At 65.4% G+C, this 23,408-nt stretch carries 20 protein-coding genes and 2 pseudogenes; 11 read left to right on the top strand and 11 right to left on the bottom strand.

The features are described 5' to 3' along the window. Positions 1-172: 172 nt before the first annotated feature. A complete protein-coding gene (locus tag E3O18_RS16135) occupies positions 173-343 on the top strand; it encodes a hypothetical protein (RefSeq protein WP_166784914.1) in 171 nt (56 codons plus the stop codon). Positions 344-959: 616 nt separating this feature from the next. Here the strand turns inward: E3O18_RS16135 and E3O18_RS10460 are convergent. Both E3O18_RS10460 and E3O18_RS10455 read right to left on the bottom strand, forming a co-directional pair. After that, positions 960-1,427: pseudogene (locus E3O18_RS10460) on the bottom strand (transposase); the annotation flags it as partial. Between the two features lie 240 nt (positions 1,428-1,667). Further along, the gene (locus tag E3O18_RS10455) at positions 1,668-3,077 is read right to left on the bottom strand and encodes a CoA transferase (RefSeq protein ID WP_134395344.1); all 1,410 of its coding nucleotides are present in this window, start codon (positions 3,075-3,077) and stop codon (positions 1,668-1,670) included. A 460-nt stretch (positions 3,078-3,537) separates the two neighbouring features. On the opposite strand from E3O18_RS10455, the gene E3O18_RS10445 reads away from it, so the two are divergent. The 5 genes and pseudogenes from E3O18_RS10445 to E3O18_RS10425 form a co-directional block, all read left to right on the top strand. Then, on the top strand, positions 3,538-5,190 hold the full coding sequence (locus E3O18_RS10445; RefSeq protein WP_134418058.1) for an ABC transporter substrate-binding protein: 1,653 nt from the start codon (positions 3,538-3,540) through the stop codon (positions 5,188-5,190). Then, positions 5,187-6,152, top strand: coding sequence for an ABC transporter permease (locus E3O18_RS10440; protein WP_241976510.1), 966 nt, complete (start codon positions 5,187-5,189; stop codon positions 6,150-6,152). Before E3O18_RS10445 ends, E3O18_RS10440 begins: the two co-directional genes overlap by 4 nt. Next, positions 6,149-6,994: an ABC transporter permease gene (locus E3O18_RS10435; protein WP_233191474.1), complete on the top strand. Its 846-nt coding sequence runs from the start codon at positions 6,149-6,151 to the stop codon at positions 6,992-6,994. Before E3O18_RS10440 ends, E3O18_RS10435 begins: the two co-directional genes overlap by 4 nt. Then, a complete protein-coding gene (locus E3O18_RS10430; protein WP_134418057.1) occupies positions 6,991-8,565 on the top strand; it encodes an ABC transporter ATP-binding protein in 1,575 nt (524 codons plus the stop codon). The genes E3O18_RS10435 and E3O18_RS10430 overlap by 4 nt, the downstream gene beginning before the upstream one ends. Continuing rightward, a pseudogene (locus E3O18_RS10425) lies at positions 8,556-8,716 on the top strand (ISL3 family transposase); the annotation flags it as partial. The gene E3O18_RS10430 and the pseudogene E3O18_RS10425, both read left to right, overlap by 10 nt. Positions 8,717-8,723: 7 nt before the next feature. Here the strand turns inward: E3O18_RS10425 and E3O18_RS10420 are convergent. Continuing rightward, complete coding sequence (locus E3O18_RS10420; RefSeq protein ID WP_134395340.1) at positions 8,724-8,993, bottom strand: hypothetical protein; 270 nt, start codon at positions 8,991-8,993, stop codon at positions 8,724-8,726. A gap of 793 nt (positions 8,994-9,786) precedes the next feature. Between E3O18_RS10420 and E3O18_RS10415 the strand changes: the two genes are divergently transcribed. Next, positions 9,787-10,248, top strand: a complete 462-nt coding sequence (locus E3O18_RS10415) for an SRPBCC domain-containing protein (RefSeq protein ID WP_166784913.1) — start codon at positions 9,787-9,789, stop codon at positions 10,246-10,248. 1,089 nt (positions 10,249-11,337) lie between these two features. On the opposite strand, the gene E3O18_RS10405 is transcribed toward E3O18_RS10415, so the two are convergent. Then, positions 11,338-11,952 carry a hypothetical protein gene (locus tag E3O18_RS10405; protein ID WP_134395338.1) on the bottom strand — a complete coding sequence of 205 codons (615 nt, stop codon included), beginning with the start codon at positions 11,950-11,952 and terminating at the stop codon, positions 11,338-11,340. A gap of 257 nt (positions 11,953-12,209) precedes the next feature. On the opposite strand from E3O18_RS10405, the gene E3O18_RS10400 reads away from it, so the two are divergent. Then, complete coding sequence (locus E3O18_RS10400) at positions 12,210-13,586, top strand: DUF2254 domain-containing protein (RefSeq protein WP_134418054.1); 1,377 nt, start codon at positions 12,210-12,212, stop codon at positions 13,584-13,586. Positions 13,587-14,028: 442 nt separating this feature from the next. Here the strand turns inward: E3O18_RS10400 and E3O18_RS10395 are convergent, their stop codons facing one another. The 5 genes from E3O18_RS10395 to E3O18_RS10375 all read right to left on the bottom strand — a co-directional run bounded on the left by E3O18_RS10395 (position 14,029) and on the right by E3O18_RS10375 (position 19,823). After that, on the bottom strand, positions 14,029-14,424 hold the full coding sequence (locus E3O18_RS10395; protein WP_134418053.1) for a hypothetical protein: 396 nt from the start codon (positions 14,422-14,424) through the stop codon (positions 14,029-14,031). Positions 14,425-14,620: 196 nt separating this feature from the next. Continuing rightward, positions 14,621-14,869 carry a hypothetical protein gene (locus E3O18_RS10390; protein ID WP_134418052.1) on the bottom strand — a complete coding sequence of 83 codons (249 nt, stop codon included), beginning with the start codon at positions 14,867-14,869 and terminating at the stop codon, positions 14,621-14,623. Positions 14,870-15,220: 351 nt separating this feature from the next. After that, entirely contained in the window at positions 15,221-17,332 is a 2,112-nt protein-coding gene (locus E3O18_RS10385; protein WP_134418051.1) for a glycosyl hydrolase, read from the bottom strand. Continuing rightward, positions 17,329-18,060, bottom strand: coding sequence for an HlyD family efflux transporter periplasmic adaptor subunit (locus E3O18_RS10380; RefSeq protein ID WP_134395334.1), 732 nt, complete (start codon positions 18,058-18,060; stop codon positions 17,329-17,331). Before E3O18_RS10380 ends, E3O18_RS10385 begins: the two co-directional genes overlap by 4 nt. Next, positions 18,057-19,823 carry a cellulose synthase catalytic subunit gene (locus E3O18_RS10375; protein WP_241978172.1) on the bottom strand — a complete coding sequence of 589 codons (1,767 nt, stop codon included), beginning with the start codon at positions 19,821-19,823 and terminating at the stop codon, positions 18,057-18,059. Before E3O18_RS10375 ends, E3O18_RS10380 begins: the two co-directional genes overlap by 4 nt. A 511-nt stretch (positions 19,824-20,334) precedes the next feature. Here E3O18_RS10375 and E3O18_RS16125 point away from each other — a divergent pair. Genes E3O18_RS16125 through E3O18_RS10365 form a run of 3 tightly spaced genes read left to right on the top strand, consistent with a single transcriptional unit; the run spans position 20,335 to position 21,207 of the window. After that, entirely contained in the window at positions 20,335-20,511 is a 177-nt protein-coding gene (locus E3O18_RS16125) for a hypothetical protein (protein WP_166784550.1), read from the top strand. Next, the gene (locus E3O18_RS10370; RefSeq protein ID WP_134395333.1) at positions 20,504-20,971 is read left to right on the top strand and encodes a hypothetical protein; all 468 of its coding nucleotides are present in this window, start codon (positions 20,504-20,506) and stop codon (positions 20,969-20,971) included. The genes E3O18_RS16125 and E3O18_RS10370 overlap by 8 nt, the downstream gene beginning before the upstream one ends. Further along, positions 20,959-21,207, top strand: a complete 249-nt coding sequence (locus tag E3O18_RS10365; RefSeq protein WP_134395332.1) for a tyrosine-type recombinase/integrase — start codon at positions 20,959-20,961, stop codon at positions 21,205-21,207. The genes E3O18_RS10370 and E3O18_RS10365 overlap by 13 nt, the downstream gene beginning before the upstream one ends. Before the next feature lie 249 nt (positions 21,208-21,456). Here the strand turns inward: E3O18_RS10365 and E3O18_RS10360 are convergent, their stop codons facing one another. Then, positions 21,457-22,290, bottom strand: a complete 834-nt coding sequence (locus E3O18_RS10360) for a shikimate 5-dehydrogenase (RefSeq protein ID WP_134395331.1) — start codon at positions 22,288-22,290, stop codon at positions 21,457-21,459. A gap of 60 nt (positions 22,291-22,350) precedes the next feature. Continuing rightward, a complete protein-coding gene (locus E3O18_RS10355) occupies positions 22,351-23,361 on the bottom strand; it encodes a LacI family DNA-binding transcriptional regulator (RefSeq protein WP_134395330.1) in 1,011 nt (336 codons plus the stop codon). Positions 23,362-23,408: the final 47 nt, after the last annotated feature.

Raw genomic sequence — 23,408 nt, 5'->3', positions numbered from 1 at the left:
TTGGTTTCTTTCCTTGGGAGTAATGGCCAAGGTGACCACTGTCCGACAGGCGGTATCGCGGTTCGCGCGGACTTGACCCGGTCCTCGGGCAGGTCCGCGGCGCGGCTACGTCCGGATCGCATCCCGACCCCTGGATCATCGAGTCGGTATTCAACCCAGCCGCCTGACACGCGTGTTCGCGGCCGCCGACTTCGCGGGCGACGTGGGCCCGCGGATGTGCTGCACCGAAGTGGACGCCCTCGCGGGGATGCTCCGTGCCGTCGGAGCCGACACCGCCGCCGACACCTGGGTATCCGCGCACGCCGAAGAAGACCAAGAAGGAGACAGTCAGCACCAGGCCTGATCATTTAAACGCCCCCCCTTGACGACGATCAAGGGGGGCGTTTGGTCACCCCAGCAACTCACCGACCGGAGTAATCGCCGACGACGGTTACGGCCGATTCTGGCGCGAGGACGGCGTCGGTTGTAGCGGCGCCGTCCCGGAACCTGGCAACGATGAGGCATCGGGCGAACTCTGCGCGCACACCCGTTGGGCGGACCGCTCAGCATCCTCCGACGAGGCTCCGGCGGGACCGACGGGACCTATTCACTCCAGCGAAGAGACCAAACCAGACCAGGTCAACGGCCTCGTCGAGAGTTCAATGGCTTCAGAGGGTAGGAGTCTTCTTGACGTCGCGAAGCGCCAGACCGAGGCGGCCGGCTACTTCTGCCTTGGGGGTTCCGAGCTCGAGCATGGACGCGATGACGGCCGCCGCTGATGTGCGGGCGGCCGTGCTCTGCTGCGCTGCGCGTTCCTGGATGGCTACGATTTCCGCCTGTGCCGTCGCGTCGATCTCGTCGAGCGAGTCAGTGGCGACGAAGTAGTCGGTGGCCAGCTGCTCGAGCTTGTCTTCCTTCGCGCGGAACTCTGCCGCCTTCTCGCGTGCGCGAGAGCGGGCGGCAGTCTGCTTCGCAGCGTCGATGGGTCGGGTGCGGAACTGCTCGACCTGTTCGTCGAGGTCCTTAGCCATGATCGACACCTGCGACTTGGACAGGCGGGTGATGCCGAGGGACTCGACGAGTTTCTCCATCCGCCTGGTCGAGACCCCGAGCAGGTAGCAGGTCGCCACGACGCTGGTCAGGGCGGCCTCGGCGCGGCGGCGGCGCTCGAGGAGCCAGTCCGGGAAGTAGGTGCCGGTGCGCAGCTTCGGGATCGCGACGTCGAGGGTGCCGGTGCGGGTGTCGAAATCCCGGTGCCGGTAGCCGTTGCGGGAGTTGACCCGGTCGGCGGAGACTTGGCCGTATTCGGCGCCGCGGACGGCTTCCGCTTCGGCGCTCATCAGCGCGTTGATGAACGTGGTCAGCATCTGCCGCATCAAGTCCGGCGAGGCTTGCTCGAGTTGTTCGGACAGGAAACGGGCAGGGTCAATAAAATGGGGTGCGGTCATCGCGTGTACTCCTTCGGAAAAGACTTGATCGGTCTTTCCAAGAATCACGCGGTGGCCGCCTCACATCGGTGCAACACACCCATCAGGGCCGGGGGTTACACCACGCTATTGGACGCAACCCGGAATGGCCGGCACCACAGCAGCCAACAGGTGCGCTGCGCAGGGATGGCGCGACACTAACCTTCAGCGGGCGGCTTTCGCCATGCTGCACTTGCCGATGGCGCACCTTCCGGGTGGGACTTATCGCTCGCCGCTGGCGGATCGTGACTCGGCCCATTCCGGCTGGTCCGCTCCCCACTGGCTGCCGATCCACCTGTAGCGATTCGGACCGCCGCTAATGCTGATCGCGGGTGCGGCACAGGTGACGGTCCCTTTTAACGTTTCCGCGTTCACGGTTTGGATCTTGTATGGGCCGGCTTCGGTCTGCGGGGAATGAGGCTGGGCGAGTAGCTCGTGAGCGACCCGGGCCAGTGAAATGTCGACGGTCCACCCGTGCCCGTCGAGGTGGCGACGTCGAAGTGCTGACATGATCCCGGCGGCAAGTAGGTACCCGGCGGAGTGATCCAGTGCTTGGGCCGGCAAAGCTCCTGGCCTGCCAGTGCCGTCTGCGTGAATCTGGGCGATGCCGCTGGCTGCCTGGACGATGCTGTCGAATCCTCGGCGCTCGGCCCAAGGTCCGCTTTGCCCCCACGCGCTCACCCGGCCGATAACGAGCCCTGGATGGCGGTTGTGGAGTTCGACCGGCGAGAGGCCGAATTGGTTGAGGCTGTTCGGCCTGTATCCCGAGACAACAACGTCGGCGTCCGTCAGTAGCTGTTCGAGGCGGTCTCGATCCGGTTTGTAGCCGAGATCAAGGAGCGCGGAACGCTTCCCTTGCCCGGTGTCGAGGTACTGCCAGGGAAGTTCCGGCATGCTAGGACTGTCGATGCGAAGGACATCTGCCCCGAAGAACGCGAGGCTGCGAGTGGCCACCGGCCCGGCTATGACGCGGGTCAAGTCGAGCACCCGAACGCCCTCCAGGGGCGCGTGTCTGTCGGCCGACCCCAGGCTATGGAGGCCCGAGTCTCCTGCCTGCTGCACCAGGCTGATGAAGGGAGCTGCTTTCAGGGATTGGGCTTGAGGATGTCCTCTCCAACTGCTCGGGCTGCGAACCGCGCTGATCACCGCACCAGAATCTGATGCTTCATCCTCCAGATCGAGGGCGCTGCGGCGCGAAATTGCGCGAGCGACAACCTCGGTGGTGGCGGAGCCATCCAATCTCAGAAGTGAGCGCAAAGCCGCTTCGTGATGGGGATAGTTGGCGTGAGTGCGAACCCAACCGTCGCTCGAGGCGAAGAATCCGGACAGGGGCGCCCACGCTGGCGCGGGGTCCCCGTTCCACCGAAATAGTTGGTCACTCCGGAAGGCGCCGGCGACCAGTTGCGGCGCAGAGCCCACCCGCGGAACTTCGTCCGCCTTCGGATCCCGCACTTCCGAACGGACAAGGTGCAGTAACGAGGCCATCAGCTTGGTCGCCGCGATGCTGTCCGCGGCAAGATCCCCGACAGGCAATGGCGACGAAAGCGGCACCGGCCCGGACAAACGAACACGATCGGCTAGCTCCGGAAGTTCCGCGGAATCGGAGAGAAACGTGCTGAGGAAGGTGCCCATCGGTTGCCTCCCACGCCCTCGACCGTTCACACGTGGGCGTGAAACCAGGCGACCATCGGTGACTTCCACTCTATCCCCACGTCACGGATTGCAATTGATGTCATGAGGGGCCGGGCAATCACTTGACGGAATCAAAACGGGGGGAGAGCCGGCGGTAGGCCAGCCGAGGAACCCCTTCCGCGAAGGGAAATGAAGGTCGAGGTCTATCGAACCTGGCGTGTGAGTCGAAGGCCGAATGGGTGTGGCCCGGCTAAATACAAAACGAGCGCGCCGAGTAGAGGCGCGAATACGACGGCGATCATCCAGAGGACTTTCTCCACCTCGGACTGGTCGCGGGTTCGCGCAAGGCGGTTTACGCGGTCACTCGTTCCGGCCGGCCTGCTCCACGGGCAAGGTACGTTTAATGGGCGGAGTCAATTAGTTGCTAGTTCGATCCGCACCTGAGAAAGAGACCCCATTTATGCGCTCTCGCGCCCATACAACATCCTGGCTGCGCGCCGCAGCTGCCATTATTGCCACCGTCGCTGTGGTTTCGGGGTGCAGTGCCACCGCCCAGAACACCGCGGCCGACTCCACTACCCTGACCTACGCCATCAACGGTGGCACGCTCAGCGGCGGCAAGATGGACATTCACTCATCGGCCTTCCAAGCCACCGCCCTCGTGATGCGCAATTCCTTCGATTCGCTCGTCTATCAGAAGGCCGACGGCTCCTTCGTGCCGTGGCTCGCCACGTCGTGGCAGATCTCCGACGACGGCCTGCAGTACACCTTCGACCTGCGCGATGACGTCACCTTCCACGATGGTGAGCCTTTCAACGCCGAGGCCGTCAAGGCCAACTTCGAGCACGTGGTCGCTCCCGAAACGGCGTCAGCGGATGCCGCCAGCCTCATCGGGTACGCCGAAACCGGTGGCTTCTACGCGGGCACCGAGGTCGTTGACGAGTACACCGTGCGGGTCGACTTCAGCCAGCCCTACGCCCCGTTCTTGCAGGCCGTGAGCACCGCCAAGCTCGGCTTCTACTCGCCCGCGGCGCTGCGTGAAAACGCAGCCCAGCTGCCCGCCGGCGGCCCCGGCATCTCGGTGGGCACCGGCCCGTACGTGCTGAGCGAGTACACGCCAGACCAGAGCATCGTCTTCACCGCGAACGAAAACTATAACTGGGCACCGGATGGCAGCACCCACCGGGGCGCGCCGGCCATCGACACGCTCGAGTTCCGCATCCTGCCCGAATCGTCGGTTCGCACCGGCGCACTCACGAGCGGTGAAGCACAGATCGCCAGCGACATCACCCCGAACGCCGTGGGACAGATCGGTGACGAGTTCACTATCGAAAACGTGACCATGCCGGGCCTGCCGTACACCCTGTTCCTCAACGAGGCGCACGGCGTCTTCGCCGACGAGAATGTGCGCCGCGCCTTTGCCCTCGGAGTCGACATCGGTCCGGCCGTGGAGAGCATCTACCAGGGGCAGGCGGAACGCGCGTGGAGTATCCTCTCCCCGGCCACCCCGAACTCCTACGATCCGAGCCTCGAAGACAGCTGGGCCTTCGACCCCGATCAGGCCAATGCCCTGCTCAACGCGGCCGGCTGGACCGAGCGCGACTCCGAGGGCTACCGCATGAAAGACGGAGCCCGACTCAGCGCGCAGTGGCTCGCCTACAACCCTGTCTCCGATGCCAACGCGAGCTTCGGAGACGTCGTGCAGTCTGACCTGCGCGAACTCGGCTTTGAAATTGTGCGCGACAACCGTGAAATCGCCCAGTACTACGAAGCATTCGACCAGCGTAATTACGACCTGTCAGACTGGAGTTTTCCCAGTGTCGACGCCGACGTGTTGCGCGCCCACCTGCACAGCGGCGGCTACAAGAACGGCTCATCCACCGCCGATCCGGTCGTTGACACGCTTCTCGACAACGCCATCGCCACGAGCGACCCGGCCGAACGCGAGGCCCTCTACGAGCAGCTACAGCAGTGGAACGCTACCCACGTCGCCATGGTTCCGATCACCGTGCCCACCGCGATCACCGCATACAGCAAGACCATCGAGAACCTGAGCTTCGACCTGTACGGGCAGCCGCTCTTTTACGAGGCGTCCCTCACGACCGCTCCGTGATCGAACGCCACGGGTACGCACGCGGCGCTGGCCGACCGGGCGCTCGCCTGCTCGGTCGGCTCGGCGGCATGGTGCTCGTGGCGTGGGGCGCCGCCACGGTGGGATTCTTCGCATTGCGGCTGATCCCGGGCGACCCGGTGAACGTGCTCATCGGGCTCGGCAACGTCTCGACACAGGTGCGCGACCAGATCCGCGAAGACTGGGGCCTCGCCGACCCGCTTCTCGTGCAATACCTCGGCTACCTCGGCCGCCTCGTGCAGGGCGACCTCGGAACGTCGTACCGTAGGCAGCAACCCGTCGCCGACGTGATCGGCCAGCAACTCGTGCCCACCGTGCAGCTGATGGCCCTCGCCGTTGTGTTCGCCCTCCTGCTCGCGCTCGGGTCGGCATTGCTTGGGCGCGGCCGGCGCACAGCACCGCTGGCCGGCCTGCTCGAACTCGTTGCCGTGTCGTCGCCCACGTTTTGGATCGGTCTCGTGCTGATTAGCGTCTTCGGCTTCGGGCTTGGCTGGTTTCCGGTCGTCGCCACGGTGGGGTTCGGCGCTCTCCTCCTGCCAGCAGCGACCCTCGCCATCCCGGTGGCCGGCATCATCAGCCAGGTGCTGCGGCAGGGCCTCGATGACGCAGCAGCGCTGCCCTTCGTCGACACCGTGCGTGCCCGTGGTGCCAGCCACACCCGGCTCGTCGTGCGCCACACCCTGCGCCACGCCGCCGCCAGCAGCATCACGCTCACTGGGTATATGGTCGGCTCGCTGCTCGGCGGGTCGGTGCTGGTCGAGACCGTCTTTGCCCGCCCAGGGCTTGGCCGCGTAGCCCTCAACGCCATCGTTGACCGGGACGTACCCGTGGTGCTCGGCATTATCGTGCTCGCTGCGGTGGCCTTCTCCGTGATCAACCTGCTCGTCGACCTTGTCGCCGACCGCATCGACCCGCGCCTGGAGACTGAGCAGGCCTACGCATGAGCGTCCTCGTCGCCGTCCGGTCACGTCGAGTCAAGCGGATGCCCGCCCCGGCACTCTGGGCCGCCGCCGGGTTCCTCGTGCTCCTCGTGGTTTCGGCCCTTCTGCCCGGGGTGTTCACCGCCGCTGACCCCCTGCGCACCGACATCGGTGAGGCGCTGCTGGCGCCCGGCCCCGGGCATCCGTTTGGAACGGACCAGACTGGCCGCGACGTGTTCGCCCGGGTGATCTACGGTTCGCGGTACTCGCTCGCCATTGGCTTCGGTGCCACGCTGATCGCTCTGGTCGTGGGGCTCGTGATCGGCTCATTTGCTGGGCTCATGCGCAGCCTTGGTGACGGTGTGCTGAGCCGCGCCATCGAGATCGTGATGGCCTTCCCGGAGTTTCTGCTGGCCTTGATCGTGATCGCAATCATCGGCCCGGGGGAGGCGAGCCTGCTCGTGGCCGTGGCCCTCGCGGTGATCCCCTCATACGCGCGCGTCGCCCGGGTGCAAACCCTCGTGGTCAAGCGCGCCGGCTACGTGGAGGCCGCGCGCACGCTTGGTGTGTCGCCCGCGGTGACCGTGCTGCGCCACGTGCTACCCAACACCCTCGGCCCGCTGCTGGTCATGGCCACCATGGGAGTCGGCACCGCTATCACTGCCGCCGCCGGCCTGAGCTTTCTCGGCCTCGGGCCGAAGCCGCCAACGCCGGAGTGGGGACTCATCCTCTCGGAAGGCCGCAATTTTCTCGCCAGCGCCTGGTGGATCGCCGTGTTCCCCGGGCTCGTGATCACCGCCACCGTGGTGTCGACAAGCATTCTAGGCCGACACCTGCAGGCCCGAAGCGCGCGGCGGCAGCGATGAGCGTCATCACGGTGCGCAACCTGCGCGTGGTTCTGCCGGGCTCGTCGACCGCCGTGGTCGACGGCGTCTCGTTCAGCATTGCCGCCGGGCAATGCCTCGGCATAGTGGGGGAGTCCGGTGCCGGTAAGACGGTGACCGGCCGCAGCCTGATCGGACTCACCCCGGAGGGCGCACGGGTGACTGCCGAGGAACTGACCGTGGCCGGAGTTGACGCTCGAGACCTGACCGAGCCGGCTTGGCGTCGCCTGCGCGGTGCCCGCGTTGGCCTCGTGAGCCAGGACGCCCTCGTCTCCCTTGACCCTCTGCGCCGGGTGGGCGCCGAGGTGGCCGAACCCCTCGAGGTGCACGAACCCACACTCGGCCGCGCCGACCGTGCCGGCCGGGTGCTGCAGCTGCTCGATCAGGTGGCCATGCCAGAGCCCGCCATGCGCGTGCGTCAATACCCGCACGAACTTTCCGGTGGCCTGCGCCAGCGCGCACTCATCGCCTCGGCCCTCGCGGCTTCGCCGGCCGTGCTGATCGCTGACGAACCCACTACAGCCCTCGACGTGACCGTTCAGGCCCAGATTGTGGTCCTGCTGCGCCAGCTGAAGGAGTCGGGCCTCGCGCTGCTGCTGATCAGCCACGACTTTACGATTATCCGCCGGCTCGCCGACGACATCGCCGTGATGAAAGACGGGCGGTTCGTCGAGTTGCAGCCTGCGGCCGACCTGTTCGCCGCGCCGCAGCATCCGTATACTCGCGAGCTTTTGGCGGCGGCGTCGCAGAGCCGACCGCCGGCCCCGCCGAACACCGGCCCCGTGGTGCTCGCCGCGCGGGACCTCGCCAAGACCTACGGCCAGGCGGCCGCGCAGCTACACGCTGTGAACGGGGTCTCGTTCGAGCTGCGCGCCGGCCACACCGTGGGCATCGTGGGCGAGTCGGGGTCGGGCAAGAGCACGGTGGCACGGATGCTGCTGGGCACGGAAACCCCGGACCGCGGCGATGTTCTGTTGCACGGTGAGCCCTGGAGCCGAGTGCCGGAATCGACGCGGCGGGCCCGACGCGGCGGCATCCAGATCATCCACCAGGACTCCCTGAGTGCCTTCGACCCGCGGGCGACAGTACTGCAGATCCTGTCGGAGGCAATCGCTCTGGATGGCACCCGGCTCGGGCGGCGTCGACGGCGCGAACGCCGGGCGCGGGCGATCGAGCTACTCGAGCTGGTGGCACTGAACGATTCCCTGCTGGGGCGGCGGGCGCACCAGCTCTCCGGCGGGCAGCGCCAGCGCGTGGCGATCGCCAGAGCGCTGGCCCGGCAGCCGAGTATCTTGGTCTGTGACGAGCCGGTGTCGGCGCTGGACGCGTCTATTCAGGCCCAGGTTCTCAAGCTGCTGGCATCCTTGCAGGAGACGACGGGGCTGGCAATGGTGTTCATCTCGCACGACCTCGCAGTGGTACGCGCGCTCAGCCACGACATCCTCGTGATGAAGGATGGCGTTGTCGTGGAGCAGGGACCGGCTGCGGCGCTATTTCTTGCGCCGCAGCATCCGTTCACCCGGGAACTGCTCGCCGCGCACGCCACGGCTTAGTCGGATCAGCCAACGGCCGGGTCGAATCCATGAAGACCAAGATCCGACTCATCAATCGCATCGCTTTCGGCTTCACATCCCCGACGCCCTGATCGCCCTCACCGTGCTCAGCCTCGGCGGCCATAAACCGGTACTCCCGAGCAGGGTTTAACCCACGGTTACGACAGGACAGCTTTGACGTACTTGATCGGCTCGACGCTGGCATTGCGGACGACCTGGAGAGATGTGTTGTGCACTTGCGGCGCGTAGTCGGAGACGTTGCGGTCGCGCCGATTGTTCCATGCCGAGTTGTTCTCAAACGTGGCCAGGTGCGCATACTGACCCGCTGAGGACGCTCCCAGCTCAAATGAGCCCTGCGAGCGGATCTCGGCCACGTAGTTCACGACCTCGTTGTGCTCGGCGACAACGACGGCGATCTCGGATCGCAATGTTTGGAACTGGTCGGAACTGGTCGGAACTGAAATAGCGATCCTTGCGGACCTTCCAGATGATCGGGCTGGCGATCAGAACCAGTGCAAGCGCGGCCAAGGCGGCAACTCCGCTTCCGGTGGTTCCGCCAAGGACGAGGGGCGCCGCAATGAGCAGCATGATTTAAAGCGGTTTGGGCATGATGCCATCTTTCCGTGATGTGACGTAGACAAGCTCATTCTGGCGGGCACTTCTGACACAAATGTCTCTTATCCAGCAAAAACGGGTCAACACCTCCAGCGGAAGCGAGGCAGAGGGCAGAGGAAACTCATGCGGGCTGGCGGCTGCGGATTAAATGACGATGCACGGCCAGGGATGCTCGAACGGCCGCTTTTTGGCGCTGCGAATTGTCCTGGTCGTGCGGTGGAGCGATGAGTGGCGGGTGGGTGCGCGAGGTTATGTTCGGAGCGGCGGGTCGAGTTCTGCGCCGTCTGCGGCGCCGGGTAGCACCTTGAGTGGCAAGTTGGCCTTGTAGTTGGAGTGGCCATCGCGGTCCCGACGTCGAGTCGTTGAACGTAACGGCCCCATGCCCGTTGGGGCAGTCGGTTTGCCTTGCGTTGCCTGCGTGGCACGGTCAGTGAGGAACTTAGGACGACATCTAATGCGTTGCCACTCGCGTTCACGGAGTTCTCCCGCCCGTGAACAGATACGCAATCATGGGTACGCTCGATGGAGTGCGTTTGCAGAACTAGTTGACGTGCCGCTCGGCGGGCAATGTCCCGTCGCGTTCAGCTCGAACGTGAAGGAAACACCGTGTCTGATCACGCAAGAATCAAGGGCCACACCGTGACCCGCACCGTGCACATCGAGGCCTCGCGCGCGAGCGTCTGGAAGGCGCTGACCGACCCCGAGGTGATGGTCAAGTGGTTCGGCGACGGTGTGGAGTTCGCCGCGCTCGAGCCCGGTGCTAACGGGAGAATCGACTGGGATGATTACGGCAGCTTCCCGATCGAAATCACCGAGGTGGTGCCCGACGGCTCGTTCGGCTTCCGTTGGTCGGGAATCCCCGCCGAAGAGCTCGACGAGTACTCGACGTACGTGCGATTTACCATCGCCGATGCTGGTACCGGGACGGATGTCACGGTGATCGAATCGGGCTTCGACACACTGCCCGGCGGCACCCGCTACCGTCGCGAACGTCTTGAGCAGAACCGAGAGGGCTGGGACGTCGAACTCGACGAGCTCGCGATCCTACTCGAGGGTGTCACCCAGTAGTTAACGAATACGGGAGAGTCGCTCGACGAGTTGGCCACGTTGCTCGGCCGGTCGAGGAATATTTGGCAGAGCGCAGAGGATGTGCGCGAAATTGCCGAAAAATTGTCCACTGATTCCGCGGCCTCCGACTTATAGGAACAACCCGCCACAGAAAACCCCCTGCATCCCCTTGTTTCACTGGGATGCAAGGGGTTTTTTCTTGCCTGGATTGACCCAGCGGTAACGCAGCGGTAACGGGAACAGCTGTGAGCGGGTGTGAGCAAGTGCGAGTTGAGGCGCGTGGTAGTGAGGCAACCCCCGCGACAGCCGGATAGCCGGCTTCTTCCTGGCTACGATCTCCATGGTGCGCCATGGCGCCTGGAGAGCAGCCGATTCGACGTCCTCGCATCGGTGACGGCGAGGGGGTGCGCTGCCGGTGAGCGCATGGAGATGCACGGCCTCGACACGCCCACCATGTCTGGGAATATGCTGTGTGGCCGATGTCTCTGAAATGCACACTCATACACCCTCGTCGGAACGTGTACTTGTCCGGAAGCGATGCGACCCATCTGCGCCGGCGCTGACCAGTAACAGCAACACCCCTGATTTCCGGCACGACGAGGCGCACCCGAAACCCGCCGAAGATGAAGTACGGGGGCGCGTACGTTAGTACTGGGCGAACGTGAGCAGAAACCCGGCGCGGTCAAGGATGTTGTTCTGGTGCCGTTCGCGGTGGCGGCTCATGTCACGCAGTCTTCGAGGTCGTGGGCCATAGGCGAACGACCTGCTGTTCTTCGAGGCTGTCATAGGGCCGGGGGTGCGTCGCACGTCGCAGCCGCGCTCACAGATCTGTTCGCTTGTACGGTGAGATTGAGGCCAAGGTGCGAGCGGCAAGCGTGTCGCACCCCATCCACGCGCATCTTATTGCGTGCGTCGTCTCTAATCAGCGGAACCGGACCTATCCACGACAGTTCGCGACTCTGTCTCCACCGCGCGTGGACAGCAGACGGAACTCGACATCGTCGCGGTCGGCATGATCATCGAAGGTCCCACGGTCATGCCCCCACCGACGAGGAGCGATGACCACTTCGGTTCCCGCCGACGCACCCTTCACGCGCTGCTGCGCCGGTCTGTCTCCGGGGCGGTTCCTCGAAGGAAAAAGGCCCCCAGTGTTCCGGCAAGGGTGGCGAACACGGCGACCGAGTAGGTCGCCAAGAGGATATGTAGCACCCGCGGGAACCCGTCAACCGACGTGATCCCGGACCCGGTCACCGTTGTCAGGGTCGCTTCGAAGAGGGCATCCGCGTAGCTATCGTAGGTGCCCGTTGCGTACAGAAGCTGGCTTGACCCGAGCGCGACGACTGCAGTCACCGCCGCCAGCCACCCGATGCGACTGGTCAGCAGCCGTCCGGCGGAACGTGTGCCCCGAACACTCGCCGACAGGATGCCGCCCAGGCGTCCCACACGAGCCAGACGAAACAGTCGCAAGGACTGGAGCGATCTGAAGAAGCGGAGGAAGGGCACAAGCAGGAAGATCACCTGCCACCAGTTCCGCTTCCAGAACCTCAGCTGGAAGCGTGCGACGTAGGCCCGCAGGAGGAATTCGGCGACGAAGACGAGCCAGAAGACCCAGCCGAGAATCGTCAGACCGCTGACAAGGGCCTCTTGGGTTGCCACCAGTTGCCCGAGGACGACGAACAGAAAGAGCAGACCGAGTATCCCCATCGGTTTGTCCAGTGACCTCGCGAAGGACTCCGCTCGGCTGAGTTTCGCCTCGCGCACCGCAGAGTCGTCGATAGTGTCAACGATTGCCGACCACCCTCCTCTTGTCCTAAGCTCTCACGGGTTCTTTCAGGCAATTCTTTCGTATTCCGGCCTTGCTGCAATGGCAACGCCCGAACGAGCGTCGCGGATTACGAGTCATCCGCGCTCGCACACCCTGTACCGTCTAAGAGACATGCTCATCTAACCCGGAGGACGACATGGCGCTGAGTAACCCGCGACGGCGAGGAACACGCCGCCTGGCCGAGAGCCTCAGCGCGCAACTGTGGCCCGTCCCCGCCATCGCGATCTCGCTCGCTATTGGGCTTGGCATCGGGCTCCCCATCCTCGACCAAGCGATCGACGACGATCTGCCCGCGTGGCTCACCGTCTACCTGTTCCAGGGGGGAGCGGATGCCGCTCGCGCCGTGCTTCAGGCGATTTCCGGGTCGCTCATCACGGTCACCGCGCTGACCTTCTCACTCACCGTCGTCACCCTTCAGCTTGCGAGCAGCCAGTTCTCGCCGAGGCTGCTGCGCACATTCACCAGCGACCGGATCGTGCACACCACCCTAGGGCTGCTGCTCGGCACCTTCGTGTATTCCCTGACGGTGCTGCGCACCGTGCGCACGGGCGACGACAACCGGGATGTGTTCATCCCGCAGATGGCGACGACATTCGCCTATGTGCTCGCGGTCGCGAGTGTCATCGGCCTGGTTGCCTTTCTCGCGCACCTCGTGCGCGAGCTGCGGATCGAGACGATGCTGACCACGGTGCACCGGGAGGCATCCGGTGAGCTCGAGCGCACGTTCCCCGAAGATGCCGGAGCAACGGTGACCGTGCCGTCCGGGGGAGGCTCGGGCGAGATCCTAGTGGGTGCGGCAGAATCTGGGTTCCTCCTCTCGGTTGACGAGCACTCCTTGCGCGAGGTCGCGACCGCCCACTCCGTGGTTATCCGGATCGATGCGCTGCCCGGCTCGTCCCTGGTGCGCGGAGTGCCGCTCGCGACGGTCTGGCCGCAACAGGCGGGCACGGTGATCGCCGCGGACGACGTGGCCGAGCTGCAGACGAGGGTGGCGGCGGCGGTGTCGAGCGGTTCAGAGCGAACGATCGTGCAGGATGCCGGCTTCGGACTGCGCCAGCTCATCGACGTGACGGCCAAGGCGCTCTCGCCGGGCATCAACGACCCGACGACCGCAGTGCACGCGCTCGGGCACGCCGCGGCGCTGCTGTGCGATCTCGCGGGCCGGGACCTCGGGCCTCGACTGCTACGCAACGACCGCGATCGGGTGTGTGTGATCGTGCGCCGGCCGTCCTTCGGCCACTTCCTCGACCTCGTGGTCGCACAACCGCGCCTCTACGGCATTGCCGACCCCGCGGTCACGGGCCGGCTGCTGCGCCTGCTGCAGGAAGTCGCCTGGAACGGCGAGCACCCTGCGGTGCTCGCCGCGGTGCGCGATCAACTGGCGCGGATGCGGGAAGCGATGGCCCGGCAGGAGTGGATCGCCGCGGATCGCTCCCGGCTGAACGTGCTCGCGACCGAGGTCGACGATGCGCTCGACGGACGCTGGTCTGCCACGGCCTACGAAACAGCCTGAGCGGTCCGGAGCGCCTCAGTCCCCGGGTGTGGTACTCGGCTCCGGCACGATACGGCGCCTCGTCGATGACCGGGCTGAGATCGGCGCCGTCGGGAGATTCGAGAGTGCCCTGACGCTGGTCGAGCGAGATATGGGCCCTGGGGACCTGGGATCGGTCGTAGTCGACGTCGCCGGGACCCGGGTTCGGGAGGAGGTCCTCCACTAGCACGAGGGTGAAGCCTCGGGCCCTCAGGTCGGTGATGATTCCGGGCACCGCGTCGACCGCGGCCGTGACGCTGGCGTCCGCGATCATCGCCCATCGAATCGATGGTTCGGCGCTCTCAGAAGTTCCGGGCGAGCCACAAGCTCCGACGCCGATTCGTCCGAGGAACTCTAAAGGTCTAAATCTAAACAGCCTGTGTCGTGGGCCGAACCTCCAGAGGGACGGTCCGGGTCTGAATCTTCAGAGCGATGCGTGCCAGGTTCGCTGAGTGGCGAGCCGGGCGGTCAGGAAGAGCGCAACGCCGACGATTCCGAGGATCGCGGCGAACGTGATTCCCCAGTCCCACACGCTCGACTCGGTATGCACCAGGAGGAGTTCGCGGTTGCTCGTGAAATAGGAGCATCGGACCCCGACGGGAAAGAACGAAAATGCACCGTCCGCGGTCCAGCCTGCTGAGGGCAGAGCCAGCTTGCCTAGCTCGGGGTTCTGATAGCAGGATTCGCCGATACCCGCATGTGAGATGAACGCCAACTGCAGCCCAGCCAAGGCCATGAGGGCCATCGACGGGAGGCCGAGGATCCAAGACCGCGCAGTCACGGCGAGGAGCACGGGAAAAACCGGTCTGTGGAGTTTCATTTCGTGTACCCCCTCCTTAACAAAGTACGTGCTACCAGACACCAGGTAAGCGTTTAGGGACTGACTGGAAAAAGTCGCCTGCAGACAGAGTCAAGGCCCATAGCCGAACGTTGAGCGGCGCGGAGCCACGCCTGATCCGCAAGCCCTTGCAGCACACGGGACACAAATCGTCCGCAGTTCCGGGTAAAAGTCTCAGCTAGAAATCAATCCAACGACCATCTGGAGCTTGCGAAATCGCTTTCACGGAACTACTTGGAGGGTTCCTCTCCGCATAGAAGACCAATACCGCGGCGACGATCGCCGCCACGACCGCCAGCACGAGAGCTATCGCGACGATGAGTATCATCCAGGAGGCGGATCCTCGCACCGAATCCGCTATTCCTGCGATGGCTCCCAACAGCATGGTTCCCGCGGCTGCCCCGACGGCGGCCAGCGAAACGCGCATGCCTGGCCGTCTCTCAAACCATCGGTCAAACAGTGCAATGGAGGCCCAACCTCCAACACCGGCCCCGAGCATATCCGCGCACGGCGCGCAAACTCGGTATCGATCGGAGCCCGAGCGATGTCCGGCCCGTGCATTGGCGCCGTCGCCCGTAAGCCGGAGCATGACTGCCCCAGGACGACGGCCTCCTGATGGATTCCCCGGGCGGAGACCAGCGCGGTGCGAAGTCGCCCTTTCGCGGTCGCGTACCGTGACCGTGCTGTTGACGCAGTGATTTCGAACGTTTCGAAGAGCAGGTCGGGGTCGGTGACGTGCGGGAGGGCGGTGAGGGTCGCCATGATCCCCGATCCTCCCCTATCCGGCCGGAGGCGACCCCCACCGCATCAGCCACGCCAGGAGATAGGCACGGCTGTTGCCGTCGTCGATCCTCTCCTCCGGCAGACTCTCGGCGTCCGCCAAGGCTGCGGATGCGGCCTCCCGGCCCTGCAACGCGGCGTACATCAGTAGGTAGTCCCCGAACATCACGTCGTACCGATCCGCGTCGACGCCGCCGGTCGGCAACGCGTCGGCGAGGTTTGCCTGCACCCGGTCGGGGTCGCCGCCGAGGTATCCGGCGACGGGGCTCATCGGCAGCACCAGGATGCCGAGCATGGCGCTGGATTCGGCGCTGAACCAGGTGGCGTAGTCGCGCTTGCCTCCCCACACCAGTGAGGTGACGGTGTGTTCGAAGCCCTCATAGACCGGGTCAGCCAGGTCGAAGTCGGTCCAGTAGGCGCGGGAGGATGCCGCCTCGCTGGAAAGCATCCACTCGGCCTCGGTCGCCAGATCCGCCTGCCCGCTCACGCCGCCCCACAGGGCCAGGCCGTTCCACGCGGTCACGGCTTCGGAGCTGGATTCCTGGTTGTTGCCGTCGCCGAACGGCGAGGTGCCGCTGGCCCAGGAATGGCCGGCGTAGGCGTCGAAAACCCGGCGGTCGGGGAAGAAGTCGCTGCCACCACTCGTGGCCAGGTCGGCGGCGAGCAGGTTCATCACCGGTGCCCAGCGCCCGACGGCCTCGGGGTCGTCGGCCGCGACCACCGCGGCGGCGTAGAAGAAGTAGCCGTAGTGGAAGTGGTGGTCGTTGAATTCCTCGGAGCCGAACGAGGTGGCCAGGCCCACAAGACCTTTGGCGTCCGGGTCGTAGACGAAGCAGCGCTCGGTGCCGTCGACGCACCCGTCCGGGTCCATCCACTGGTCCAATGCCTTGGTCAGTCGATCGGTCAGCTCTGTCACGGCATCGTCGGCGCCCACCTGCCGGGCCACCTCGAGCAGGTTGGCGGCCCGGTAAAAGGACTTGCCGCCGAAGTAGGTGTCCGCGGCGAAGGTCTTCGTGGCCGCCACATCCGATCGCACCTGGTCGGCCAGGCGCTGACGTTCATCGTCGCTGAGCCCCGTGAGGTCCAAGGCACCCGACGGCGCGATCGTGGGCACAGACCAGGACAGCGTCGTGCCAAGGCACACCGAGAGCCCCCCATAGATGCTCGAGTATTCCCCCTCTCCGCAGTCGACGTCATCCGCGAGGCCCGCCAGTTGATGCGGCATCGCGGCGACCAGGGTGTCGCCGCCGTCACTGGTGTCGTAGTGGATGGTCGTGGTCGCTGATTCCGCATCGGTTCGGTACTCGACGCTGGTGCCCACAACCGGGTGCACCGCTGCCTCGGCGAAGGTTTCGAGCTCGCCGCCTTCCGGCAGTGCGAACCAGGTGACGGATTGGCCGGCCTCGAGCGACAGGTCGGTGCCGTCTGAAAGCGTTCCCGCGCTGACCAGGCCGTAGGTGCTGCCGGCCACGTCGGCCGTCCACACGCCATCCGCTGTCTCCGTAAAGGCGGTCGACATTGACACGGCAACATCCGTCGCCGCCGTGAACGACACGAACGGTGAGCCTCGGGCGATCACCGTGCGGCCGAGCTCCGAACCATCGCTGGACTGGCTGACGGTGACCGACGCCTCATCGTATGCCGTCACCTCCTGATCCGGGTTACCTTCGGATGCGCCGATGCGTACGCCGATCTGCCCGGTGAAGCCGCCGCGGATCACGTTGGTGTCAGCTGACACCTCCGGCAGTCCGAAGGCGAATCCACTGTCGGTGAGTTGGAACGACAGCGGCAATGGGAACACGGGCATGGACTCCTCACCGAACACCAGGCCGGAGAACCACCGGTTGGTCGGCGGGATGAGCCCGTCGGCCAGTCGCGCTGCCGGTAGGTCCTTCACGGTCCGTTGAGGCATGTCCTCGACGAGCGAGGAAACCTCGCTGGTGGGGAAGACGGCCGCCCCCGACGAGGCCGCTTTAGCCGTTGCCGGCGCCGAGGTCGGCGCCGAGGTCGGCGCGGGGGCATCCGTCATGGTGCACGCCGCGAGGGCAACGACAGTCAGGACGGCAGCGGCCACGGTGATCGATATCTTCGGTGACTTGTGCATACTCATAGGCCGATCGTTTGAAGGAAGTTGAACAGGCCGTCGCTGGCGCCGGCGAGGGGGCCGTCGTCGCGCAGGGCGATCGTCGCCGTCACCGGCGTTCCGGGAGCGATGAGACCGTTCGAGGCACCGTCGACCAGGTCTGGACTGAGCACCTTGGCCGTGGTCTCCGCCTGGCCGTCCGTCGTCTGCACATCCAGGGCTTCCATGGTGCCGGCCATCCGGGTCTGATTGGGCAGCACGATGTCCACGGCAGCGCCGGGTTCGATTCTGGCGTAGTCGCCGCTGGTGAGCACGTAGTCTGCTGACACGAACAGGGAACCGGTCTTGTCGATGACGGCGAGCACCTGGCCGGCCTGAACGAACGAGGCTCGCTCGGTGCTGATGTCGGTGACGGTGCCGTCGACGGACGCGGTGAGGGTGAGCACCCCGTCGTCGGCCACCGAGTATGCGACGGTGTCCGCCGTCACCAGCCCCTCGGCGAGATCGGCCAGCAGGGTGGGACTGTGCAGTGTGAACAAGGGTTGGCCCGCCGTGACCTGGTCGCCATCGTCGACGAGTCGGTCCAGTACGGTTCCGCCGTAGTCGGATCCCACCGGATACTCGGCCGCTTGGATCGAGGCCGAAACGCTCATCACCTGCGCCTGCCGTTGATTGAAGATCAGCGTGAGCACGGCCACGATGCCGACGACCATGATGAGGCCGAAAAAGAGTTTGAATCGATTGGCCCAGGTCATGCGGGCACCACCTCTCGGGTCTGTCCGTGCGGGGAGGATACGGGTCGGCCTTCGGGTGCCGATCGCCGCCCTGACATGCGACGCCGGGAGCGGGCCTGCCGTGCCCGGCGCGACTCGAACATGGCCGTGACAACGAAGGTGCCGAGGATGAGGGTGTTCGTCACGTTCCAGGCCGTGGCCAGGGTGAGCGTGCCGATGCCGACATCACGCCAGATTGCAACCATCGAGGTCAGGAGGAGGAATACGAAGAACAGCACCTGGGGGATCATGAAGTCGAACGGCGACCGCACCCTGGATTTGTCGCCGGTGGCGCTCCAGTGCTGCTCTTTGCCGACGAGGACGTTGATCAGCGCTGCCACGTAGATGGGGAACGATGCTGTGACGAGCATGAGAGTCTCCCAGCGGAACGAGCCCATCGTGTAGAACGCCAGCACCACCTGCATCAGATAAAAGCCCGCGTAGTACAGCAGCCAGGTCACCACGGTTGTGGAGATGTTCATCGGTTGCAGGTCGAAGAAGATTTCCAGTGGCGGCACCAGCAACAGCAGCAGGGGGGCGATCCCGGTGAGGTAGAAGGATGCCGTCACCAGGTACTGCAGGCGCTGGTCGAAGGTGAGACTGCGGCGCCGGCTCAGCGGGTTGCTCTGAAACAGGATCTCGAAGCCGCCGGTAGCCCAGCGCAGCTGCTGCTTGGTGTACGCCTCCACGGTGTCTGGTGCATGCCCGGTCGCCAGCACCGTGGGGATGTAGATGGTCTTCCAGCCCCGCTCGTGCAGTTTGAGCGACGTCCAGACGTCTTCGGACTTGGAGTCGGTGTACATGCCACCAACGTCGTTGATGGCATCCCGGCGGAAGATAACGTTGGTTCCCACGCAGAACGCGGCGTTGAACCGGTTGCGTCCGGGTTGGATGAACCTGTAGAAAACGGCTTGCATGTATCCGGCGCCGCGCGAGATGACGTTGTGCAGGTTGCTGTAGGCCTGCGGGGTCTGCACGAAGGCGACCTTGTCATCGATGAAGAACGGCAGGGTCTCGATCAGGAACTCGCGTTCGGGCACGAAGTCAGCGTCGAAGATCACGAAGTACTCCGCCGTGCTCATCGTGAGCGCGTGATTGACGTTGCCCGCCTTGGCGCCATTCGAGCTCAGCCGGCGGAGGTAGCGCACGCCCAACTCCGCGGCAAGGTCACGTACGTCGTCTGAGTGGCCGTCATCGAGCACCCAGGTCAGGTGCTCGCCCTGCATCGCCCGCACCGCGGTAACAGTTGTCCGGATCACGTCGATGTCCTCGCCATAGGTGGTGACGAACACGTCGACGGTGGCCGGCTGGTCGCCCAGGTGCAGGGGCCACCGCTCTGGCCGGTCCGCCAAGCCATCCTTGGCAACGGATCGGGTGTGCACGAGGCTCGCCCGCGCCTGGTGGAAGTTGAATTCCCGTGGGTCGCCCGACCCGGACAGGATCGTCCACATGGACAGCAGTGCCTGGAAGATCAGGATCGACTCGGCCAGGATGACCAGCGAATAGGGCAACCAGTCTCCTCGACTGGCCGGGTTCAACAAGAATGACGAGTAGGCGAGGATGCCGAGGGTGGCGATCAGCACCAGCATCACGAGCGACGGCGACTGGGCGTGGGCCGAGGCCGTTGGTCGGCGCGGGCGGATGCCGGTCGTCGCTTCGTGCGCGGGGATCCGGTGCATGGCTTCCGGTAGTACCACCGATTCCGGTGGAATGGGTGCGCCATCGCGGGGATGGAGGGTGGCCATCTGTCTCTCTTTCACTGCCGGATTCGGGTCCGGGATTCGCAAACGGGGTCTCGGGCGAGGTTCGCGGGGGTGTGCTGAACGTCGATAGTGCCCGGGAGCGCACGTGAAGGACCCATCTTGACAGGCAGGGAATGCTGACTGGAGGAGAATGGGTGGGCTTCGTCGGCCGTGGTTCGCAGGATCTATCGAGATCGAGATCGGGATCCGAAACGGATCGGGATGAGGAAGCAACGACGAGGCGCCACTGGGTCTGGGTGGCTGAGACAACGAGCGGGAAGGTCTAGTTCGACCGTTCGATGTGGCGGTTATAAGCACGCTAAGAGAAGATCAAACGATCCGCAAAGTCGTTGCCGAAGATTTCTCGCTTTCGTAACAACACCGTAACCTCGCTATAGGCCGCCTGCCGACCGGCGCCGCTGCAGCATGGGGCAGATCGGACACCCCACCGGCGGCATCGGAGACCGGGTTCAGGCTGAAGCGGGACGCGCAGGCATACCTCGACACCGTTGAGGTGTCGAGGCTCCAGGGGGCGTACATCGCGCCGAGCGACGGTCTCTCGCTCGTGTGTGTTCTCGGAGCAGACTGGCTCGCGGCGCACAAGACCGCCGTCAAGCCGACGTGGGGAGCCCGTGCCGTCGGCTCGATCCGTCACACCACGGTGCAGACCTGGATCTCGAAACTTGCGTAGGACCAGCGGCCGGCGCGCATACCTCTCGCACCAGCAGGTCGAGCGGCTGGCTGTGGAATCGAAATACCCCGACTTCGTTGGCTTTCTGGCGTACACCGGTCTCAGGTGGGGGGAGGCGACCGGACTCAGGGTCAGGCACATCGACCAGGCGACGCGGAGCTTCCGGATTGAGGAGGACGCCGTCAGTGTGAACGGCTATGTCGTGGTCGGCACTCCGAAGACCCACGAGTGCCGCTCGGTCGACTACCCGGCATTCCTGGACAGCGCGATAGCGAACGCGAGCCAGGGCAACAGTGCCGACGCGCTGCTCTGGGGTGACGGCGTGATTAACCTGACCCCAGGCCATGCGCACAAGGGCTGGTTCAGGGGTGCCGTCATGCGCGTGCGTGCCTCCGAGGAGAAACAGCCAGCGAGGCCAAGCGCCTCAAGCGGGAGGAGCCTCCGATCATGCCGCGGGTGACCCCGCACGACCTGCGACACACGGCGGCATCACTCGCGATCAGCGCGGGCGCGAACGTCAAAGCGGTGCAGCGAATGCTCGGCCACGCTTCCGCCGCGATGACTCTCGACCGCTCTGCCGACCTGTTCGGGGACGACCGGGACGACGTTGCCGAGGCACTCGACGCAGGAAACCGGCGCCATATCCTCGTAAACCAGTCGATTCGGGGGTGTTGGGCGACGAGCATCGGGTCGTGATACGGGTTCAAATCCCACCGGTACCGCGCCAGGGTTGTTCTTAGAACTGGTTGATTCTGTTCCTAGAACTCGTCCCAAAACGAATGGCCTCCGACGTTTCGGAGGCCGTTCGTCGATTCCGGGGTGGATTGTCCTCGCGGGGAGGGGTTTCCTGAACAGTATCCCCTGGAGGCAACGAGGGCCCCGGTCACGTCACTCGAACGCCGACTGGAGCGACCTGCTTCGGCGTCGACGTGGTTCAGGCGCGCGCTATCGTGCGTGAGTGCGGGCGAAGGCGGATGCCGCGGCGACCTGCTCCGGCGCCGGCCGCACCCCGGTGTAGCGCTCGAACTGCTCCGCTGCCTGCAGCGCGATGACCTCGGCCCCCGTGATCACGGTCTTGCCTGCCGCGCGCGCGGCCCGGATGAGCGGAGTCTCCGCGGGCAACGCCACCACGTCGAACACGCAGGTCGCGTCGGCGAGCACCTCGGCGGAATAGGACAGGTCGTTCGCCTCGGCACCGCCGGTCATGCCGATCGGGGTGACGTTCACGAGCAGCGGTGCGGTGAGGCCGGTCGGCTCGGCCGCCCAGCGGTAGCCGAGCTCGGTGGCGAGAGTCCGGCCTCGAGCCTCGTTCCGGGCGATCAGGGTGCCGTGCTCGAACCCGGAATCGCGGAAGGCCGCTGCGACGGCCTTCGCCATTCCGCCGCTGCCGCGGAGCAGGAACGGGGTGGTCGGGTCGAGGGCGCGCGCGCGGATCAGATCGGCGGCGGCGATGTAGTCCGTGTTCGAGGCCCGCAGGCAGCCGTTGTCGTTGACGATCGTATTGATCGACGCGATGGCGCTCGCCGAGTCATCCAACTCGTCGACCAGGGCGATGACGTCTTCCTTGAAGGGCATCGACACGGAGCAGCCACGGATGCCCAACGCCCGCACGCCGCCGATCGCGGCGGCAAGATTCGTCGTGGTGAACGCCTTGTAGATGAAATCGAGCCCCAGCTCGGCGTACAGGTAATTGTGGAAACGCGTGCCGAAATTGCTGGGCCGGGTGGCCAGGGAGATGCACAGGCGGGTGTCTTTGGTGAGCAGGGGCTGCAGTGTCATGCGGTCAAGTTTAGGAGCGGAAGCGCCGGCGCAAGCCCGGGCGGGAGGAGCGGGACCCAGTCAGCCGGCGGTGGACTCCCGCACGATCAGCTCCGGTTGGAACTCGATCTGCTCGTGCACGAAATCGTCGCCGCCGGCGGCTTCGCGCAGCAGCAGGTCGACGGCCGTGTGGCCGATCAGGGCGCTCGGCTGGCGGATCGAGGAGAGCGGCACGATGGCTGCCGCCGCGAAAGCGATGTCGTCGTAGCCGATGAGCGCCACGTCTTCGGGGACCCGCACATCGCCCAGCATGCTCAGGGCCTGCAGCACGCCGATGGCGAGCAGGTCGTTCGCCGCGAACACGGCGTCCGGCCGGTCGACCGGGTCGCGGGCGCGCAACTGCTCGCCCACGAAACGCCCCTGCAGCACCGAGAGGGACTCCGTGCTGATCACCTCGAGCGACACGTTCGGATGCTCCCGCACGGCCTGGCGCGCGCCCTCCAGCCGGTCGGCAACCTGACGGATGCTCTGCGGCCCACCCACGAACGCGATCCGGGTGCGCCCAATCGAGGCCAGGTGCTCCGCGGCGAGGTGCCCGCCGGCCACGTCGTCGACGGCCACGGAGGAGAAGCTGTGGTCGGCTGTCTGCCGGTCGACGAGAACGGTGGGAGTGCCGCGGGCGCGCAGCCGCACGAGCCGGTCCCCGACCTCGCCGAGCGGGGAGATCAAGACTCCGTGCACACGCTGCTCTTCGAACAGGTCGAGGTAGGCACTCTCCCGGTCGATGTTCTCGTCGCTGTTGCCGAGAAGCAGGGTGAGACCCGCTTCGGCGGCCCGGTCCTCGGCGCCGCGCGCGATATCCGTGAAGAACGGGTTGGCGACGTCGAGCACGACGAGCCCGATGCTGCGGCTGCGGCCGGCCCGCAGTTGCCGGGCAGCGTCGTTGCGCACGAAGCCGAGGTCGGAGATTGCCGTCTGCACCCGTTCCACGGTTGCCGGGGAAACCTTGCCCGGCCGGTTGAGCACATTGGAGACGGTGCCGACCGACACCCCGGCGCGAGCCGCGACTTCGCGCACACTCACCGTTGCCATCGTCACCCTTTCGCCCCGCGCGTTGCTGCCTCTAGGTGAAGTGTAGA

Origin of the sequence: Cryobacterium sp. TMT2-42-4, assembly GCF_004402645.1 — a bacterium.
GTDB classification, from domain to species: Bacteria; Actinomycetota; Actinomycetes; order Actinomycetales; family Microbacteriaceae; genus Cryobacterium; species Cryobacterium sandaracinum.
Note: the sequence above shows the minus strand (reverse complement) of the source record. Positions and strands in the feature narration are given on the sequence as shown.

What these genes read in the sequence shown, in the direction of transcription:
- E3O18_RS10390 (WP_134418052.1), bottom strand. Translation starts at nt 14,869, where the DNA reads ATGCGCGTTTCGCTGGCCGCCGTCGGGGCAGCCGCGGGAACCATGCTG.
- E3O18_RS10355 (WP_134395330.1), bottom strand. Translation starts at nt 23,361, where the DNA reads ATGGCAACGGTGAGTGTGCGCGAAGTCGCGGCTCGCGCCGGGGTGTCG.
- E3O18_RS10395 (WP_134418053.1), bottom strand. Translation starts at nt 14,424, where the DNA reads ATGAAACTCCACAGACCGGTTTTTCCCGTGCTCCTCGCCGTGACTGCG.
- E3O18_RS10435 (WP_233191474.1), top strand. Translation starts at nt 6,149, where the DNA reads ATGAGCGTCCTCGTCGCCGTCCGGTCACGTCGAGTCAAGCGGATGCCC.
- E3O18_RS10365 (WP_134395332.1), top strand. Translation starts at nt 20,959, where the DNA reads ATGCCGCGGGTGACCCCGCACGACCTGCGACACACGGCGGCATCACTC.
- E3O18_RS10400 (WP_134418054.1), top strand. Translation starts at nt 12,210, where the DNA reads ATGGCGCTGAGTAACCCGCGACGGCGAGGAACACGCCGCCTGGCCGAG.
- E3O18_RS10445 (WP_134418058.1), top strand. Translation starts at nt 3,538, where the DNA reads ATGCGCTCTCGCGCCCATACAACATCCTGGCTGCGCGCCGCAGCTGCC.
- E3O18_RS10430 (WP_134418057.1), top strand. Translation starts at nt 6,991, where the DNA reads ATGAGCGTCATCACGGTGCGCAACCTGCGCGTGGTTCTGCCGGGCTCG.
- E3O18_RS10375 (WP_241978172.1), bottom strand. Translation starts at nt 19,823, where the DNA reads ATGGCCACCCTCCATCCCCGCGATGGCGCACCCATTCCACCGGAATCG.
- E3O18_RS10385 (WP_134418051.1), bottom strand. Translation starts at nt 17,332, where the DNA reads ATGAGTATGCACAAGTCACCGAAGATATCGATCACCGTGGCCGCTGCC.
- E3O18_RS10405 (WP_134395338.1), bottom strand. Translation starts at nt 11,952, where the DNA reads ATGGGGATACTCGGTCTGCTCTTTCTGTTCGTCGTCCTCGGGCAACTG.
- E3O18_RS10380 (WP_134395334.1), bottom strand. Translation starts at nt 18,060, where the DNA reads ATGACCTGGGCCAATCGATTCAAACTCTTTTTCGGCCTCATCATGGTC.
- E3O18_RS10360 (WP_134395331.1), bottom strand. Translation starts at nt 22,290, where the DNA reads ATGACACTGCAGCCCCTGCTCACCAAAGACACCCGCCTGTGCATCTCC.
- E3O18_RS10455 (WP_134395344.1), bottom strand. Translation starts at nt 3,077, where the DNA reads ATGGGCACCTTCCTCAGCACGTTTCTCTCCGATTCCGCGGAACTTCCG.